The organism is Streptoverticillium reticulum (genome assembly GCF_047456005.1).
GTDB classification, from domain to species: Bacteria; Actinomycetota; Actinomycetes; order Streptomycetales; family Streptomycetaceae; genus Streptomyces; species Streptomyces reticulum.
Genome location: NZ_CP179755.1, coordinates 1,145,288 through 1,162,119, shown reverse-complemented (window position 1 = coordinate 1,162,119; position 16,832 = coordinate 1,145,288). Strand labels below are relative to the sequence as shown.

13 protein-coding genes and 1 CRISPR repeat array are annotated in these 16,832 nt (G+C 68.1%); all 13 genes read left to right on the top strand.

Annotation, left to right across the window (positions count from 1 at the left end; all coding sequences use genetic code 11):
• Positions 1 to 550: 550 nt before the first annotated feature.
• The 13 genes from ACMATS_RS05235 to cas3 all read left to right on the top strand — a co-directional run bounded on the left by ACMATS_RS05235 (position 551) and on the right by cas3 (position 16,791).
• A complete protein-coding gene (locus ACMATS_RS05235; RefSeq protein ID WP_390778608.1) occupies positions 551 to 865 on the top strand; it encodes a type II toxin-antitoxin system Phd/YefM family antitoxin in 315 nt (104 codons plus the stop codon).
• 127 nt (positions 866 to 992) lie between these two features.
• Positions 993 to 1,295, top strand: a complete 303-nt coding sequence (locus ACMATS_RS05230) for an urease subunit gamma (RefSeq protein WP_414167053.1) — start codon at positions 993 to 995, stop codon at positions 1,293 to 1,295.
• Between the two features lie 14 nt (positions 1,296 to 1,309).
• Positions 1,310 to 1,621, top strand: coding sequence for an urease subunit beta (locus ACMATS_RS05225; protein ID WP_414167052.1), 312 nt, complete (start codon positions 1,310 to 1,312; stop codon positions 1,619 to 1,621).
• A 16-nt stretch (positions 1,622 to 1,637) separates the two neighbouring features.
• Positions 1,638 to 3,359, top strand: a complete 1,722-nt coding sequence (locus ACMATS_RS05220; RefSeq protein ID WP_414170659.1) for an urease subunit alpha — start codon at positions 1,638 to 1,640, stop codon at positions 3,357 to 3,359.
• Positions 3,359 to 4,093 carry an urease accessory protein UreF gene (locus tag ACMATS_RS05215; RefSeq protein ID WP_414167051.1) on the top strand — a complete coding sequence of 245 codons (735 nt, stop codon included), beginning with the start codon at positions 3,359 to 3,361 and terminating at the stop codon, positions 4,091 to 4,093. The genes ACMATS_RS05220 and ACMATS_RS05215 overlap by 1 nt, the downstream gene beginning before the upstream one ends.
• Before the next feature lie 20 nt (positions 4,094 to 4,113).
• Positions 4,114 to 4,806 carry an urease accessory protein UreG gene (gene ureG / locus ACMATS_RS05210; RefSeq protein ID WP_390778612.1) on the top strand — a complete coding sequence of 231 codons (693 nt, stop codon included), beginning with the start codon at positions 4,114 to 4,116 and terminating at the stop codon, positions 4,804 to 4,806.
• On the top strand, positions 4,803 to 5,597 hold the full coding sequence (locus tag ACMATS_RS05205) for an urease accessory protein UreD (RefSeq protein ID WP_414167050.1): 795 nt from the start codon (positions 4,803 to 4,805) through the stop codon (positions 5,595 to 5,597). Before ureG ends, ACMATS_RS05205 begins: the two co-directional genes overlap by 4 nt.
• A gap of 176 nt (positions 5,598 to 5,773) precedes the next feature.
• Positions 5,774 to 7,375, top strand: coding sequence for an alpha/beta hydrolase (locus ACMATS_RS05200; protein ID WP_390778614.1), 1,602 nt, complete (start codon positions 5,774 to 5,776; stop codon positions 7,373 to 7,375).
• A gap of 1,231 nt (positions 7,376 to 8,606) precedes the next feature.
• Positions 8,607 to 10,457: an RICIN domain-containing protein gene (locus ACMATS_RS05195; protein WP_414167049.1), complete on the top strand. Its 1,851-nt coding sequence runs from the start codon at positions 8,607 to 8,609 to the stop codon at positions 10,455 to 10,457.
• A 139-nt stretch (positions 10,458 to 10,596) separates the two neighbouring features.
• On the top strand, positions 10,597 to 11,121 hold the full coding sequence (locus ACMATS_RS05190) for a hypothetical protein (RefSeq protein ID WP_414167048.1): 525 nt from the start codon (positions 10,597 to 10,599) through the stop codon (positions 11,119 to 11,121).
• Between the two features lie 135 nt (positions 11,122 to 11,256).
• Entirely contained in the window at positions 11,257 to 12,867 is a 1,611-nt protein-coding gene (locus tag ACMATS_RS05185) for a restriction endonuclease fold toxin-2 domain-containing protein (RefSeq protein WP_414167047.1), read from the top strand.
• Positions 12,868 to 12,881: 14 nt separating this feature from the next.
• A complete protein-coding gene (locus ACMATS_RS05180) occupies positions 12,882 to 13,340 on the top strand; it encodes a hypothetical protein (protein WP_414167046.1) in 459 nt (152 codons plus the stop codon).
• 65 nt (positions 13,341 to 13,405) lie between these two features.
• Positions 13,406 to 13,734: direct repeats of the CRISPR family, unit length 24 nt; unit sequence CACCTCCGCCTGCGCGGAGCTCAC.
• 216 nt (positions 13,735 to 13,950) lie between these two features.
• The gene (gene cas3 / locus ACMATS_RS05175) at positions 13,951 to 16,791 is read left to right on the top strand and encodes a CRISPR-associated helicase Cas3' (RefSeq protein WP_414167045.1); all 2,841 of its coding nucleotides are present in this window, start codon (positions 13,951 to 13,953) and stop codon (positions 16,789 to 16,791) included.
• Positions 16,792 to 16,832: the final 41 nt, after the last annotated feature.

The window sequence follows — 16,832 nt, the reverse complement described above, 5'->3', positions numbered from 1 at the left end:
GTTTGCGTCAGCGTTTGCGCAAACTGGGCGAGTATGAGACTTCGGCTCTGTGCTGAAGCGGTTTCCCATTTGCGCTGTTGGTCTTCGACCGCGGGTCCGGGCCGGAGCCCCGCTTGCTCAGCAGGGCGCAGCTGCCGTCCAGGACCTCGCGGTGGCCGACCGGGACGGCCGCAGATGGCCGCGTCCGTGCTGTCGAGGGACACTGAGACCCCGTCGACGCCGAGCTGCCGGATGATGCCGGGCCGGGTGAGCGGCACGTCGTTGGTCGCGGCGACGACCTCGCACCAGCATCCCACGGGCTTACGGCGCCCCCGCAGCTGCCACCTGCTCGGCGATGTGGGGCTGGCGGAGATCCGCTCAGCCCCCGGTGCGTCGACGGGCAGGCAACTATCTGGCCGGAGCTCCGTGCGGGGCTGGTAGAGCCGTCCCACCCGTCTCACACATCTCTCACACACGAGAGCGCACGGGAGCGCGAGAGAGCCTCTGACCTGGATATCCGCTGTCGCCACGGACCACGGCGGACCAGGTGGACATTGCCTAGGCTAGGGCCATGGCCTACGAGATTCCTGTGACGCAAGCCCGAGCCGAGCTGGCGGAGCTGATCAACCGCGTCGTCTACGGCGGGGAGCGGGTGGTCGTCACGCGCCACGGGAAGCCGCTCGTCGCCCTGGTGTCCGCCGCCGACCTGGAACGGCTCGAGGAGAGCGAGCGCCCCGCGGAGGACGCCGCCGGGGCCGCCGCCGAGGAGCAGGTGATCAGCACCGTCTCCACCGTCCGGCCGCTGCCGTCCGCCACGGGCGAACGAGGCCGCTTCGGCATCGCCGCCGAGCACCGCGACCCGGGCCGCGGCGGCCCCCGGAGCTGACCTCCGGGAGCCTCGTCCACGACCTGGCAAAGCGCCAGTTAACGCAGTGGAAAAGCTTGCGCCCTAATCTGCAATTCCCGGTTCCCCGGGGAAGGGCCCCAGGTCACCGCTGTGTTGAGGTGGATACATGCAACTGAGCCCGCACGAGCAGGAACGCCTGCTCCTCCACGTGGCCGCGGACGTCGCCGAGAAACGCAGGGCACGCGGGGTGCTCCTGAACCACCCCGAGGCAGTGGCGCTCATCACGGCCCACATCCTCGAAGGCGCCCGCGACGGGCGCACGGTCGCCGAACTCATGTCCTCCGGGCGCAAGGTGGTCACCCGCGACGAGGTCATGGACGGCATACCCGAGATGATCCCCGACGTCCAGGTCGAGGCCACCTTCCCGGACGGGACGAAGCTCGTCACCGTCCACGAGCCCATCGCGTGAGTGGGGGACGTGCCGTGATACCCGGAGAAATCCTCTACGCCGAAGGCCCGGTGCGGCTCAACGAGGGCCTGCACCGCACCCGGCTGACCGTGCTCAACACCGCCGACCGGCCCGTCCAGGTCGGCTCCCACTACCACTTCGCCGAGGCCAACCCGGGCCTGGCGTTCGACCGTGCCGCCGCCCGCGGCAAGCGGCTGGACATCGCCGCCGGCACGGCCGTGCGCTTCGAGCCCGGCATCCCCGTCGAGGTCGGCCTCGTCCCCATCGGCGGCAAGCGCATCGTGGCCGGCCTGCGCGGCGAGTGCGGGGGACCACTCGATGACTGAACTGTCCGACCCCGCCCTGCCGGAGCTCCCGCGCTCCGCCTACGCCGCGCTCTACGGGCCCACCACCGGCGACCGGATCCGGCTCGCCGACACCGACCTGTTCGTCGAGATCGAGGAGGACCGCTCCGGCGGTCCCGGCCACGCCGGGGACGAGACGGTCTTCGGCGGCGGCAAGGTCGTCCGCGAGTCCATGGGCCAGTCCCGCACCACCCGCGCCGAGGGCGCCCCCGACACCGTGATCACGGGCGCGGTCGTCCTCGACCACTGGGGCATCGTCAAGGCCGACGTCGGCATCCGCGACGGGCGGATCACCGGCATCGGCAAGGCCGGCAACCCCGACACCATGGACGGCGTCCACCCCGACCTCGTCATCGGCCCCGAGACCGAGATCATCGCCGGCAACGGCAGGATCCTGACGGCCGGAGCCGTCGACGCCCACGTCCACTTCATCTGCCCGCAGGCCGCCGAGGAAGCGCTCGCCTCCGGCGTCACCACCCTCGTCGGCGGCGGCACCGGCCCGGCCGAGGGCAGCAAGGCCACCACCGTCACCCCCGGCTCCTGGCACCTTGCCCGGATGTTCGATGCGCTGGAGGCCTACCCCGTCAACATCGGCCTGCTCGGCAAGGGCAACACCGTCTCCTACGACGCGATGCGCGCCCAACTGCGCGGCGGCGCCGTCGGATTCAAGATCCACGAGGACTGGGGGGCCACCCCGGCCGTCATCGACGCCTGCCTGCACGTGTGCGAGGAGAGCGGCGCCCAGCTCGCCATCCACACCGACACGCTCAACGAGGCCGGCTTCGTCGGCGACACCCTCGCCGCCATCGCGGGCCGCTCCATCCACGCGTACCACACCGAGGGTGCGGGCGGCGGGCACGCGCCCGACATCATCACGGTCGTCTCCGAGGCCAACGTCCTGCCCAGCTCCACCAACCCCACCCGGCCGCACACCGTCAACACCGTCGAGGAGCACCTCGACATGCTGATGGTCTGCCACCACCTCAACCCCGCCGTGCCGGAGGACCTCGCCTTCGCCGAGTCCCGCATCCGCCCCGGCACGATCGCCGCCGAGGACGTGCTGCACGACCTCGGCGCCATCTCGATCATCTCCTCCGACTCCCAGGCCATGGGCCGCATCGGCGAGGTCGTGCTGCGCACGTGGCAGACCGCCCACGTGATGAAGCGGCGGCGCGGGGCGCTGCCGGGGGACGGCCCGGCGGACAATCTGCGTGCGCGGCGCTATGTCGCCAAATACACCATCAACCCGGCGGTGGCCCAGGGCCTCGACCATGAGATCGGCTCCGTGGAGGCGGGCAAGCTCGCCGATCTGGTGCTGTGGGAACCGGCGTTCTTCGGCGTCCGCCCGCAGCTGGTCGTCAAGGGCGGCCAGATCGCGTACGCGCAGATGGGCGACGCGAACGCCTCCATCCCCACACCGCAGCCGATCCTGCCCCGCCCGATGTTCGGCGCCATGGGCCGCGCCGCGGCCGCCAACTCCCTGAACTTCGTCACCCAGTGGGCCCTGGACGACGGATTGCCGGAGCGACTGGGACTGGGGAAGCGGTTCGTGCCGATCCGGAGCACGCGGGGCCTGACGAAGGCGGACATGCGCAACAACGATGCGCGGCCGCGGGTGGAGGTGGATCCGGACACGTTCACGGTCACGATCGACGGGGATCCGGTGGATCCGCAACCGGCAGCGGAACTGCCGATGGCGCAAAGGTACTTCCTGTTCTGATGAACGAGTCGGACGTTGCGCCCCGTCAGGGGCGCGGGGAACTGCGCGACCAGCCACAGACGGCCCGCGCTGCGCTACTGATCCTGGCCGACGGCCGCTTCCCGGCAGGTGGCCACGCCCACTCCGGCGGAGCCGAAGCCGCCGTCAAGGCAGGCCGGTTGACGGACGCACCGTCACTGGAGGCCTTCTGCCGCGGCCGCCTGTGGACCGCAGGTCTCACGGCCGCGGGGCTTGCCGCCGCCGCGGCCGCCGGCCTCGACCCCCTCGCCCTCGACGAAGCCGCCGACGCCCGCACCCCCTCGGCCGCCCTGCGCGCAGCAGCCCGCCGGCTGGGGCGCCAGATGATGCGGGCCGCCCGGGCCGCCTGGCCCTGCGACGCCCTGGACGCCCTCGCAGCGGCCCGGCCGCGCGGCGTCCACCAGCCCGTCGTGCTCGGCGCAGCCGCCCGCGCCGCCGGGCTCGGGCCGTCGGACGCGGCGTACGCCGCCGGGTACGAGGCGATGAACGGCCCGGCCACCGCGGTCGTACGACTGCTCGGCCTCGACCCCTTCGAGGCCACCGCCGTCCTGGCCCGGCTCGCGCCCGAGCTCGACGAGGTCGCAACCCGGGCCGTCGAGGCCGCCGTCCGGGCCGGGTACGAGGGCATCGACGTCCTCCCCGCGGGCTCCGCCCCGCTGCTCGACATCACCGCGGAACAGCACGCGGCCTGGCCCGTACGCCTCTTCGCCTCGTAGACCACCCCTCGGAGAAAAACGTGCACCTCGACCACTCAGACGGCACCTACCCCCACCGCCACACGTACAGCGCAGCGACCCCGCTGCGCCCCGACGGCACGCGCCGCGCTCTGCGGATCGGGCTCGGCGGGCCCGTCGGCTCCGGCAAGACCGCGACCGTCGCCGCGCTGTGCCGGGCCCTGCGCGACGAGTTGTCCATAGCCGTCGTCACCAACGACATCTACACGCGCGAGGACGCCGAGTTCCTGCTGCGCGAAGCCGTGTTGCCGCCCGAGCGCATCACCGCCGTCGAGACCGGCGCCTGCCCGCACACCGCCATCCGCGACGACATCTCCGCCAACCTCGAAGCCGTCGAGGAACTGGAGGACACCGTCGGCCCCCTGGACCTGGTCCTGGTCGAGTCCGGCGGCGACAACCTCACCGCCACCTTCTCCAAGGGACTCGTCGACGCGCAGATCTTCGTCATCGACGTCGCCGGGGGCGACGACATCCCCCGCAAGGGCGGTCCCGGTGTCACCACCGCCGACCTGCTCGTGATCAACAAAACCGACCTCGCCCCCTACGTCGGCTCGGACCTGGAGGTCATGGCCCGCGACGCCAAGGCCCAACGCGGCCACCTGCCCGTCGCGTTCACCGCGCTCACCACGGAGGACGGCATCGCTCCGGTACGGGACTGGGTGCGCGCCAGGCTCGCCGCCTGGACGGCCGCGTGAGCGCGACGCTCACGGCGGGGCTCACCGCGGGCGTCGTGGCCGCGGCCCGGATCGTCGCCGCACCGGACGGCCGCGGCGGCACCGCCCTGCCGGTCCTCGCCGGGCAGGGCCCGTTCGCCCTGCGGCGCACGGGCGTGCGCGGGCCCCAGGCGCAGGTGGCGCTCGTCGGTGCCATGAGCGCCCCGCTCGGCGGCGACCGGCTGACCCTGACCGCGGAGGTCGAGGACGGGGCCGCGCTGCGCTTCTCCACGACGGCCGCGACGATCGCCCTGCCGGGCCGCACGGGCGCCCCGGCCACGTACGACACCTCCCTCCGCGTCGGCGACGGCGCCGCCCTGCACTGGCTCCCCGAACCGCTGATCTCCGCGCGCGGCAGCGATCTGCGGACGGCCACGAGAGTCGAACTCGCCCCCGGCGCCCGCCTGGTGCTGCGCGAGGAACAGGTCCTCGGCCGCACGGGCGAGCCGCCGGGCAGGCTCGTCTCCCGGCTGACGGTACGCCGCGCCGGACGGCCGCTCTTCGACCAGGAGCTCGCCTACGGACCCGGCGTGCCGGGCTGGGACGGCGCCGCGGTGCTGGGCGGGCACCGGGCCGTGGGCCAACTCCTGCTCGTCGACCCCGCCTTCGAACACCACCCCGCCCAGCCCCGCACCCTCGGGACGACGGCGGTACTCACTCCCCTCGCCGGCCCCGCAGCAGCCGTCACCGCAGTCGCACCCGACGCCCTCACCCTGCGAAAACTCCTGGATTCGCTGCTCTCGGACATCAATCGAGCACTACAGGCGATTTGAGGGATTCGCGGCGAACAGCACCTCATGTGGCATCTCTTGCGACGTCATCTTTACGGATTAGTAAAGAACGCTCGCACACCCTGTCGTTTGTGGCAGGGGAAGCGAAAGGATCCCCCTGACCTTCGTGATCAACGCCGCAGTCGACCGAGCGGCGTAGCCAGCAGGGGGAGTCCCACGTGAGACGTCAAGCGATATTCGGTGCGGCCGGCACCGTGGTGACCGGCGCGCTCGTCGCCGGTTTCCTGGCCGCACCCGCGGCCAGCGCCGACAGCCGGGTGCCGGGCGGGGCCGCCGAGGCCCGCGGCGCGCGGATCGCCGCCGAGCGCGCGGCCGAGGCCGGCATCAAGTGGCAGGACTGCCCTGCCGACTGGGGCCTGGAGAAGCCCATCGAGTGCGGTTTCGTCACCGTGCCCGTCGACTACGCCAAGCCCAACGGCCGCACCATCAAGATTGCCGTGGACCGGGCCCGTGCCACCGGCACCGCGAGCGAGCACCAGGGCTCCCTCGTCTACAACCCGGGCGGCCCCGGCGGCTCGGGCATGAAGTTCCCGCGCCGCATCACGGCCAAGAGCCCCCTGTGGGCCAAGACCGCCAAGGCCTACGACTTCGTCGGCTTCGACCCGCGCGGTGTGGGCCACTCCGCCCCCATCTCCTGCGTCGACCCGCAGCAGTGGGTCAAGGCCCCCAAGCCCGACCCGGTGCCGGGCAGCGAGGCCGACAAGCGCGCCCAGCGCAAGCTCGCCAAGGAGTACGCGGACGGCTGCTACGAGCGCAGCGGGGACCTCCTGCCGTACCTCACCACGCCGAACACCGTCCGCGACATCGACGTCGTCCGGGCCGCCCTCGGCGAGAAGAAGCTCAACTACCTGGGCGTCTCCTACGGCACGTACATCGGCGCCGTCTACGGCACCCTCTTCCCGTCGCACGTCCGCCGCCTCATAGTCGACAGCGTCGTCAACCCGGCGCAGGACAACATCTGGTACCAGGCCAACCTGGAGCAGGACGTCGCCTTCGAGGGCCGCTTCAAGGACTGGGAGACCTGGGTCGCCAAGCACGACTCCGTCTTCCACATCGGCGACACGGCGGAGAAGGTCCAGCAGCAGTGGCTGAAGCTGCGGGCCACCGCCAAGAAGAACCCCATCGGCGGGGTCGTCGGCCCGGCCGAGCTGATCAACTACTTCCAGAGCGCGGCGTACTACGACTCCTCGTGGGTCCCGGTCGCCCAGAACTGGCAGAAGTACCGTGCGGGTGACGAGAAGGCCCTCGTCGCGGCGGCCGGTCCCGACCTCGCCAACACCGCGGGCAACATCGCCTCGGAGAACAGCAACGCCGTCTACACGGCCGTCGAGTGCGCCGACGCCAAGTGGCCCACCAGCTGGACCAAGTGGGACCGGGACAACACCCGCGTCGACCGCAAGGCTCCGTTCATGACCTGGTCCAACGCCTGGATGAACCTGCCCTGCGCCACGTGGAAGACCCCGCAGCAGAACCCGGTCGAGGTCGGCACGCACAAGGGCCTGCCCAAGACCCTCATCGTCCAGTCCACCCGTGACGCCGCCACGCCGTACGCCGGCGCGGTCGAGCTCCACAAGCGCTTCCGCGGCTCGGAGCTGATCACGGAGCAGGGCGCGGGTTCGCACGGCGTGACGGGCCTGGTCAACCCCTGCATCAACGACCGCGTCGACGCCTACCTGCTCACGGGCAAGACGGATGGCAAGGACGTGACGTGCACCCCGCACGCCACGCCGGAGCCGCCGAAGGCGGCTGCTGCGCAGTAGTCAGCGTCTTTACGTACAGGTCGGTGCCCTGGTCAAGAGTGGCCAGGGCACCGACCTTTCGGCTGTGCGGGCCTCGATCGGGTGCCGAGAGCAGCGGGGCATGGTGACCCTGCGGGTCACCTCCGCCTGCGCGGAGCTCACGCGCTCGTACTTGGTGTCGTTGGACGACAACTTGCCCCCGTTCTTCCCGGCCTTTCCCGGTCTACTCCGAGAATCTCCCATTTACGCAGGTCAGAGGAGGTTCACTCCGGCCGGCCTTCCTTACCTTTCCCAAGCCTTCCCGGTCCTTCCGGCCACACCGTGGCCACACCCAGGCCCCACCAGGGGAGCCCCCGGAAACCGTCGCCTCACCTCAGGGACGACGGCACCTGCCAAAGCGACGGTGCAGGTTGCGGTGGTGAGCATGGGAGGCAACAAGGAAGCGGGCTCCATTTCACGGTGCAGCGCCCTCTTCGCAGACTCGAACGCGGGCCGATAGCCGCCCTCTTGGATAGCTTCACGCCGTCGCGTCTGCATGAAATGTTCGGGGATCAGCGTCTCCAGGCTCATGGCACCGCAGCTCAGGCGGCAGCATCTCTCCAGCTATCATTTTCGGCCATTGTTTGTCTCAGCCCGAGGAAGGCAGTGGGGCGATTGGCTAGCTTGAGTTCCCAATGGGAGCAATCGCCCTATCAGATCGGATTCAGATCGATTGGTCGATCTTTCGGGCGACGCTCGGCGCTTCAGCGTTCCAGGCAGTCGGCAGCACGCGGCCGTCCACGATCTCGTAGCCCGGGGAAAGGAGCTCCGTAGCGTTGCCCGGTAGCTGGGCCTGGCTCGTAAGACCGTCCACCCCCTCGCCCACGCTCGCGGCCCCGACGAACTGTTGGTCGGGCAGTGGACCGCTACGCGCTCGACTTCGGCCTCGATGTCTTCGATCGCTACGTCGTCGGCCTGGCGGCTCCACGAATCCTGGAGGAGCGCGTCATCCACGGCCAGTCGTGATCGCGGATTTGGTGACCCTGCGCGGCTCAGGGTGGGCTCGGGGGCCTGTCTTGCCGCTTTCGGAGTCGCCCGTGGGATGCACGGTAGAGGGGTGGCCTTGCACGGGCTCAAAGGACACTTGTGCGCCGATTGTGCGCACCTTTCAGACACGCAAGACGATCTTGCGGGCGTTCGCACTCCTTTTCGACTGTGATGTGCCGCTGGTAGGTGCAGCGCCTACCGGTGATCACTGGAGGGGGGATCTCTCGTGCGTCCGAGAGTCAAGATCCGAAGTCGGATTATTGCCTTGCTCGCGTCTGCGGCCACCACAGGGCTTGTTCCGCTGGTCATGCCGACCGTCGCTCATGCTGCAGTCGAGCAGTCTGTCGAGACCTACTTTGTGCGCGGTAACCCGGCCGCGCCGACGCTCGCTCAGCTGCAAAGCCGCTTTGCCGCCCACCGATCGGCTGGCCTGGCCCAAGAAGATGACCAGACCCAGGTTCCCTTGGAGACTGTGGGGCCGGCCGCTTCGTGGGCACCGAAGACCTCAAGGCCTGCTGTCACGCCACGAGCAGGCGACCGCCAACAGCCAGCCCTGGCCGCTGGGGTGTCGTATCCGGAACCGGCACGCAGCATGACTTTGAAAGAGTGCCAGGATCACATGGGCCCGAGCGACGTCATGTACATCAAGTCACGCTTCGCGGTCTGTACTTCGCTCCAGGCGGACCAGGTATGGATTCAGAACGGGACGCCCGTCGGCATGAGCACGCTCACGTTGTTCCTACGCGGAACGGTGCCGAAAGAGTCGGACCGCACGATGTACTTCGACTACGACATCACCAATTTCCGCAAGGACGGAAAGACTGGGACGGCGGCCCTCACCTATACCATCGAGCCGAAGTTCCCGATGGTGTCGCCGGCGAAGGCGCAGGTGCAGAGCGGTGGCCCATTGCCGCTCACTCTGACCTGGGATGAGTTGTCGACTCGACGGCCCACGGCACACTTTGAGCACACCGCGCGGGTGGCTCCCGGCCATGGGTCGGGGTCTGGCGCTGCGGACGCGGTCTTCGCCGCCTACCAGCCGGTCGTGACGTCTCACGTTCCTCCCGGCTGGCAGGGAACGGGCTCGTCGGGCAGTCCGTTCATGATGGCTCCCCGGTGGGATGCGGCAAAGTATCTCCGGAACTCGACCGGGCAGGGAAACCCGGACAACCGTGGATCAGCAGCGTTCAGTGTTGTGACACCCTTGAAGTACAGCAAGGCCGATGGTGCTCCGGAACAGGGTGTTGCGCTCCACATCGAGAAGGCGTTCACTGACCCGAACCACACGGTGCCGCCCACTCCGGAAGGCAAAAAGATCCCGGGTCAGGTCCCTGGCTCGCCGCTGCATCGGCTCCTTACCGATAACCCGCAGTACGACCGGAATCGAGTCCTTGCGGTCCAAAACTGCAAGAGATACTGGAGTGACGGCTACACAGACGGTGGCACCAAGGACTGTGATGAGTTCCCCTTCGCATCCACCTACGAGGGTGCAGCGCAGTCTGAGTACGACGCCCACGCCCCTAAGGGCAACTTCTCGGTCCTGCCAGTGCCCAAAACGCAGAACCGGGACGCTGGCACCATACTCAAGGCCTTTTACATGAACAATCGCATCATCGAGGGCCTTGATGACGGCTTCACCGTCAACGTCACCGGCGAAGTCATTGAACATGGCGGCCTGTTGGTCAACAGCAGCAAGAAGTGCCTGGAGATCGAGAACTCCAGCGAGGACAACGGCGCTCGGGCGCAGCAGTGGGACTGCAACGGCCAGCCTGGGGCGGACTGGTTGGTGCAGCCCACCGACGACGGCCAGTACGTGAACATCGTGAACGCGAACAGTGGCAAGTGCCTCGAAATCGTCAACTCGCGCACGGACAACGGGGCGCTTGCACAGCAATACGACTGCGTAGGCATCGCGACACAGAAGTGGCAGATGCAGGGCAACCCGGGCAATCGCATCATCCGTAACGTGAACAGCGGAAAGGTACTGGAAGTGGAAAACTCAAGCGCCGAGAACGGTGCACGCGTTCAACAATGGGACAACAGTGGACAGCCTGGCGCGGTATGGACCCAGGGCTGATGGCAAAGCGTTCATGACACTGCTGTTGCTGTGACGGTGCTGCGCGCTGTCGTGTAGAAGGTGTGGGTGTCGCTCGTGGGCGGCACCCACACTTGCCCATGGGTGTTGGGATGGAACTACGGCCTGTTGAAGGAGCGCCATGGCTACCTTGCTGAGTGAGCAAGACTTCGACGTTCGTGTGACCTACTATCAATTCAGCGTTCAGGAGTCACATGACACTCTGATTCCATCCCCATATCCGGATGGTGCTGAATCTGGTACGTTCCTGAAGCCATATCCCATGCGCTTGGACTTCGGTAGCGCCGGCCATACTCACACAGCCTCCGCCGTGGTTCAGATCTGGAACACGGAGCCGGATCCCGACAGCCGGCAGAGCTGGGATGAGACGGCCGAAAGCCAGATTGAGACCGTGAGTGGAGAACTCGGGATCTGGAGTATGGAACGCGCGGACGAAACGATCAAATTGGGCAGTGCAGGCCGGTGGCGGGTTCGCGTCTCATCAGGCAACCGGACCGAGGTGGCACGGGTGACCCGGGAGGTCGGCGTCGCCTACGGAGTTGAGCGGTGGCTGCTGCAGTTCTGGCCGGAAGCGAACCGTGACCCTAACTCTGCTGAGGCTGCGGCCAGTCAGCGTCTCAACGACGGCCCCGGTCACACGCCTTGAGCCGGGGATGGAGCGCAACGGACTGTACTGGGACCTGAACATCATCGCACCTGAGGTCTGATCGTGTGCCCCTCCCCGAAGTCCCGGTCCTGTCTGAGATAGAACAGATCACGTGCCGACTGGGAGGGGTTTACGTTGGACCGGCTACACCTCGTTGCCTCGGGGATGATCAAGGCGTCCATGGGCATGGTGGACGTCGTCATGCCGGGGGCCCGGGACACGGCGATCGGTCTGGGGGCGGAGCTGTCCCAGCAGTCGGGGATGGCTGGTGACGACGATGCCGGTCACGCGTTCCGGAAGGTCTACAAGCCGGCCGCCGCGACCACGCTGGACCAGATCGGGTTCAGCGCCTACGTCTTCGGCGGCACGGGCAGGGCACTCATGAAGACGGCGCGCGAATTCATGGTCGTCGAAAGCAAGATTGCTGCGGCCTTCGCTGGCCATCAAGTGGACCTCACCGACGGCATGGGTGACCCCGGCGAGGAGTGCGGCCAGGCCTTCCTGGGGCTGGGGCAGCACCTGCCCGAGGTTGTTGGAGGCACGGCGTGGTACGACCAGTACGCGCCGGGTGGCGGCAGCCGGTACCGGGGCAGCCCGGAGAAAGTCCGCGCGGTTGCGAGATCTTGGCGCCATGCAGGCCGGTTGCTGGAACGATTCTTCGGTGACGCGCAGACCTACGCCCGGACAGCGAACGACGCGCACTCCGGTGAGGCTGCCATGGCTTTCGACGCCTACTTCAAGCGCACCATCGGCTTCGGTGACCCGCCGGGCCGGGCGCAGGAGGACGAGCCGCTCGTGGCAAACCTCGTAGCTGCCTGCAACCAGCTCGCGAAGGCGTGCGACAAGTACGCGGACCACATCGAGCGCGCCCTGATAGAGATCAGCAACCACAAGGCCGACTTCTTCCGCATCGACAACCTCCTCGACTCCCCGATGCTCGGCGGGAACGGCGACGACGGGGGCCTGCACCTCGCCGTGGCCGGCGACCCGTACATTCACCAGCTCGGCGACGTCGCACATGCCGTCGACGCATCCCAAGCCCGCGTCACCCTGCCGGGCGCCGGCGGGGGCTGGCACGCGCCGATGCTGCCGCTCGCCCCGCTAGCGCCCTTACCTCTGGTCCTGGCCTCGTATGCGTTGCCGATGGCCAGCCCGCACAACTCGGCGATACCTTCCCGGGACCCGATACCGCCGGACCCTCGAACGAACCCTCAGCTGCTCAGCTCTTCCGAGGAGGCGCAGTTCCGTCTCTGGACGAACTCGCTCAACGCTGGCGGCTTCGCGGGCGGTGGGGACCAGAACAGCCCGGAGAACGCCTACCAGCTGCGTGTTTCGGGCTATCCCGAGCGGGAGCTGCCGCTGCCACCGGAGTTCACGGGCAGGAGCGGGAAGGGCTTGATGGCCGACGGTCTGCGGCCCGCCGATGGCTACGCAGTTGAGGCCAAGTACGTTCACAAGCCCGATTGCGAGAAGCCCACCACGTTCCGCAACCTTGACAAGGTCGACAAGACGCTGGGCACGCCACCGAAGCTGGACGCGCGCGGCAAGCCGAAGTTCGACCCGTTCCGGGACGCCATGTACGTGGGCGACGAGAAGGAACTGGTGCGCTACAAGGCGGCCATGGAGAACCCGGACAACCAGCTCCGCGGCATGGAGATCGTGACAAACGACAAGTCCGCCACCGCCTACTGGCAGAGCATGATGCTGATGACTGGCGTCAAAGGAACAGCCCGGTACGTACCGTGAGGAATTGCTGCAGTATGACCAACGACAATCCCATCAGGACCCGCTTCGTCTTCGCTCCGCCCGTGGACGACGCTACCGCCTGGAATCTGTCCCTCGACAGGTTCGCCGAGGCTCTGGAGCAGGGGTTCCCGGGGGCGTGGACGAAGCACGAGGGCCCTCTTGGCCCACGGCCGTCGGACACCTTGTCCTTCGAGGTCGAAATCGCTGAAAGCGTGTGGATCGAAGGACTGACGACGACGCCGTTCGATGGCATGGGCTCGGTGATGGTGGAGAACGCCTCCGCGTCAGAGGCTGCGGTGTTCGCTGCCTGGCTGCGCGACTCCTTCGCTCCCTCGCCGGAGCTGGTCCATTTCTCCAGCGAGTTCGCGATGAACCGCGGCGACGAATCCGTGTGGCGTATCCCTGCCGCTGGAGGGACGGAGGCCATCGCTGAGGAGTTGCAGCGGCACATTGACACTGCCGGGCAGCTGTAATTCCAGGACATTGCAAAGCGTGGGCAGAGGCGGCCGGGCACCGTTCCCGCGGAAGGGCTCGCGTTCAGCTCCGCCTGCGCGGAGCGGACTCGTGCACACCCAGCAGGACCGCGTTCTTGATCGGGACACCTCCGCCTGCGCGGAGCTCACCTCGGATCAAGCACCGCGTACCCCGAGGCCTGCGGTTCACCTCCGCCTGCGCGGAGCTCACGGTCGTCATGCTGCTGCCTTTCCGATCGATTTCGGTTCACCTCCGCCTGCGCGGAGCTCACGGAGAAGACGCTGTGGCGGATGCTCTACGAGACGGTTCACCTCCGCCTGCGCGGAGCTCACCAGGTTCGTCCCGACCGACCGCCGGATCATCGGGGTTCACCTCCGCCTGCGCGGAGCTCACTCTTCGCGACCTGCGACGTTAGGAGCAGTTTGCATGTTCTTGACGATTGGCATCATACGTCTCCTCCTTCTGGACCCTGTGGAGGGCACCCGTGTACCTGTCTCGTTGATCTTCGTTGAAGGCGGCAGGGCAACCTGATGGTAGGTGGCGTTGTCAGTGCCGGGTGATACCCCTGGCGGTGTCCTCAGGGTGTGGGCTGTGCGGGAGGTTTGGCTGATGGGTGATTGTGTCGACTCGCGGTTATGGGGGAAAGCGAGAGGGCTGACCGAGTCCTATCCGGTGGTCTGTCACCTGGTGGATACGGCTGCGGTTGCTGGCGCGTTGTGGGACCAGGTGCTGACAGTCCCGGCGCGGGAGCGGCTGGCTGGGCAGTTAGGGATGTCCTCGGAGGCGAGCCGACGGCTGCTGTGTCTCTGGGCGGGATTGCACGACCTTGGCAAGATCACTCCAGCCTTCCAAGCGCAGCTCCCGGCTGCCTACCAGCAGGTCATGAAGGACCCGGCTTACAGCCACCGAGCGGGTGTGGAGCGGGAGGCGCTGCGCCATGACACTGCGGGGCATTGGGCGTTGCCCGGACTGTTCGCGGACTGGGGGTATCCGGTGTCGCGTTCGGTGGGGCGCTCGGCGCACCACCAGGTGGCGCAGATGCTGGCCGGCCATCACGGGTGCTTTCCCCGGGCACTCAGGTCTGGGGAGTTGAAGAACCCTGAGGGGTGGATGCCGGGGCTGGGTGGCAGGGGGTGGGCTGCGCAGCGGGTTGCTCACGCGGTGGCGTTGCGTCGTTTGACGGGCGGTGTGGAGGTTCCTGCTGGGCTGTTGCCGGCTCAGGCTGCGGTGCAGTTGCTGGGGTTGATCGTGGTGGCTGACTGGCTGGCCAGCCAGGAGCACGTCATCGAACGGCGTCTGCCGGGCCGGGCATGGCGGGCGGATGATGCTGGTCTGGATGCTCATTGGGAGCTTGCAGTTGCCGAGGCCGGCGGGGTCGTGGCGGATGCGGGTCTGGGGGTGGCGCGTTTCCCGGTGAGGTCGTTTACGGGGCAGTTCGGCTTCTCTCCGAACCCACTGCAGGCTTCACTGGAAGGTGAGTTGCCCGGTCTGGTGGACGGTCCGGGGTTGTTGCTGGTGACGGCGCCGACGGGGGATGGCAAGACGGAGGCTGGTCTGCACGCCGCGGGGCTTATGGCGCGGGCTGCGGGTTCGGCGGGGTTGTTTTTCGCGTTGCCGACCATGGCGACGGCGGATGCGATGCATCTGCGGGTGGAGAAGTTCGCTCGAGAGAACGTGGAGGGTGAGCGGTCGCTGGCGTTGCTGCACAGCATGGCCTGGCTCAGCGAGTCCTACAGTGCGGCCGCGGATGCCGGGGAGTCGTCGCCGCGCGATGTGGTGGCTGATGACAGCTCACGTCGCGCAGCGGGTCGGTGGTTGCGCGGCACGAAGCGGGGGCTGCTGGCTCCGTTGGCTACGGGCACGGTGGATCAGGCGCTGACCGGTGTGCTGCCGGTGCGCTACAACGTGTTGCGGCTGCTGGGGCTGTCGAACAAGGTCGTGGTGGTGGACGAGGCGCATGCCTACGGTCCGTGGATGCACAGTCTGCTGGTGCGTTTGCTGGAGTGGCTTGGGGTGATGGGTGCGCCGGTGGTGTTGCTGTCGGCCACGCTCACCGGCAGTGCGGCCTCGTCGTTGGTGGAGGCTTATCGGCGTGGCTGTGGCTTCCGGGAGCCGTCGTCGGTGCGGCCGGTGTATCCGGGGTGGCTGTTTGTCAGCGGAGCGAGCGGTGAGGTGTCGGCACCGCGGGCAGTGGCCAGTGGCCGGCCGCGCACCCTGCACGTCCGGCCTGTCCCCGTAACGTGGGACAGGCCCGGGCACGTGGTCAGTGAGAGGGCGCCGGGTGGGGAGAGCCGCAGTGCCGCTTTGGTGCGGCTGCTCACTCCGGTGGTGCGTCAGCAGGGCTGTGTTCTGGTGTGCTGCACGACGGTGGCCGAGGCGCAGGAGACCTACCGTTTTCTCCAGCGGTCTTTTCCTGAACTGGCGTCTGTGCCGGGCGGGTTGCGTCTGTTGCATGCGCGGTATCCGGGTGACCGGCGGGCTGCGATCACGCAGGAATGTGAGCTGGCCTTTGGCAAGCCGGGCGATGCGGGGCAGCGGCCGCCGGTGTCGGTCCTGGTCGCCACGCAAGTGGTCGAGCAGTCGCTGGACTTGGATTTCGATCTGGTGATCAGTGACCTGGCGCCGCTCGCGCAGCTGCTTCAGCGCGCGGGACGCTGCATGCGGCACGACCGTAGCGGCCTTGCGCCCGGGGACGGCGGCCGGCCGGAGTGGGTGGGGGATGATCCCCGGCTGGTGGTCTTGGAGCCCGTGGACAGGAACGGCGTGGTGTGCCCTCCGCGGGCGTGGCAGTCGGTTTACGACACGGCGTTGCTGCGCCGGACCAGTCATCTCCTGCATGAGTGCGCGCAGGAGGGTATTGCTGTTCCGGGTGATGTGCAGCGGCTCGTCGACGCGGTGTATGCCGAGGACTTCGGTGAGCGTCTGGACGATGCCGCCCGGGCCGAGTTGCAGCGTCTGGATGCGGAGCATGTAGGTGCGGTGCTGGCGGAGCAGTCGCTTGCCGAGATGGTGAAGGTGAAGTCCCCCATCGGGATGGTGGATCTTTCCGGGCTGAGCAATGACGGCGGGCAGCTGGTGGATGAGGCGCTGGTGACCACACGCCTGGGTGCCGATTCGGTGCGCGCGGTGTGCGTGTACGTCCAGCCGGGTGACACGGTCACCCTGGACCCGGAAGGAGAACTCGCGGTGCCCGGGGCCGGCGGGGGCCGGTTGTCGGGTGCGGATGTGCGGGCGGTGATGCGCAGGAGTGTGCCCTTGCGCGGCGACTGGCTTGCGCAGCGGGGCACGGAGCAGGATCCCTGGCCAGGATGGGCGGCCCGTCCCGTGCTCGCAGACTTGGCGATTTTGCGCATGACGCGCGCTTGTGGTCCGACAGGCGACGTGAACTGGTCATGCAGGGTCGGAGACCGGACAATCTCGATCTCCGATGTGGGAATCAGCCTATTGTAAGGCGACACCCGCCCCAGTCTTCCTAGGATGTGGGACACCCT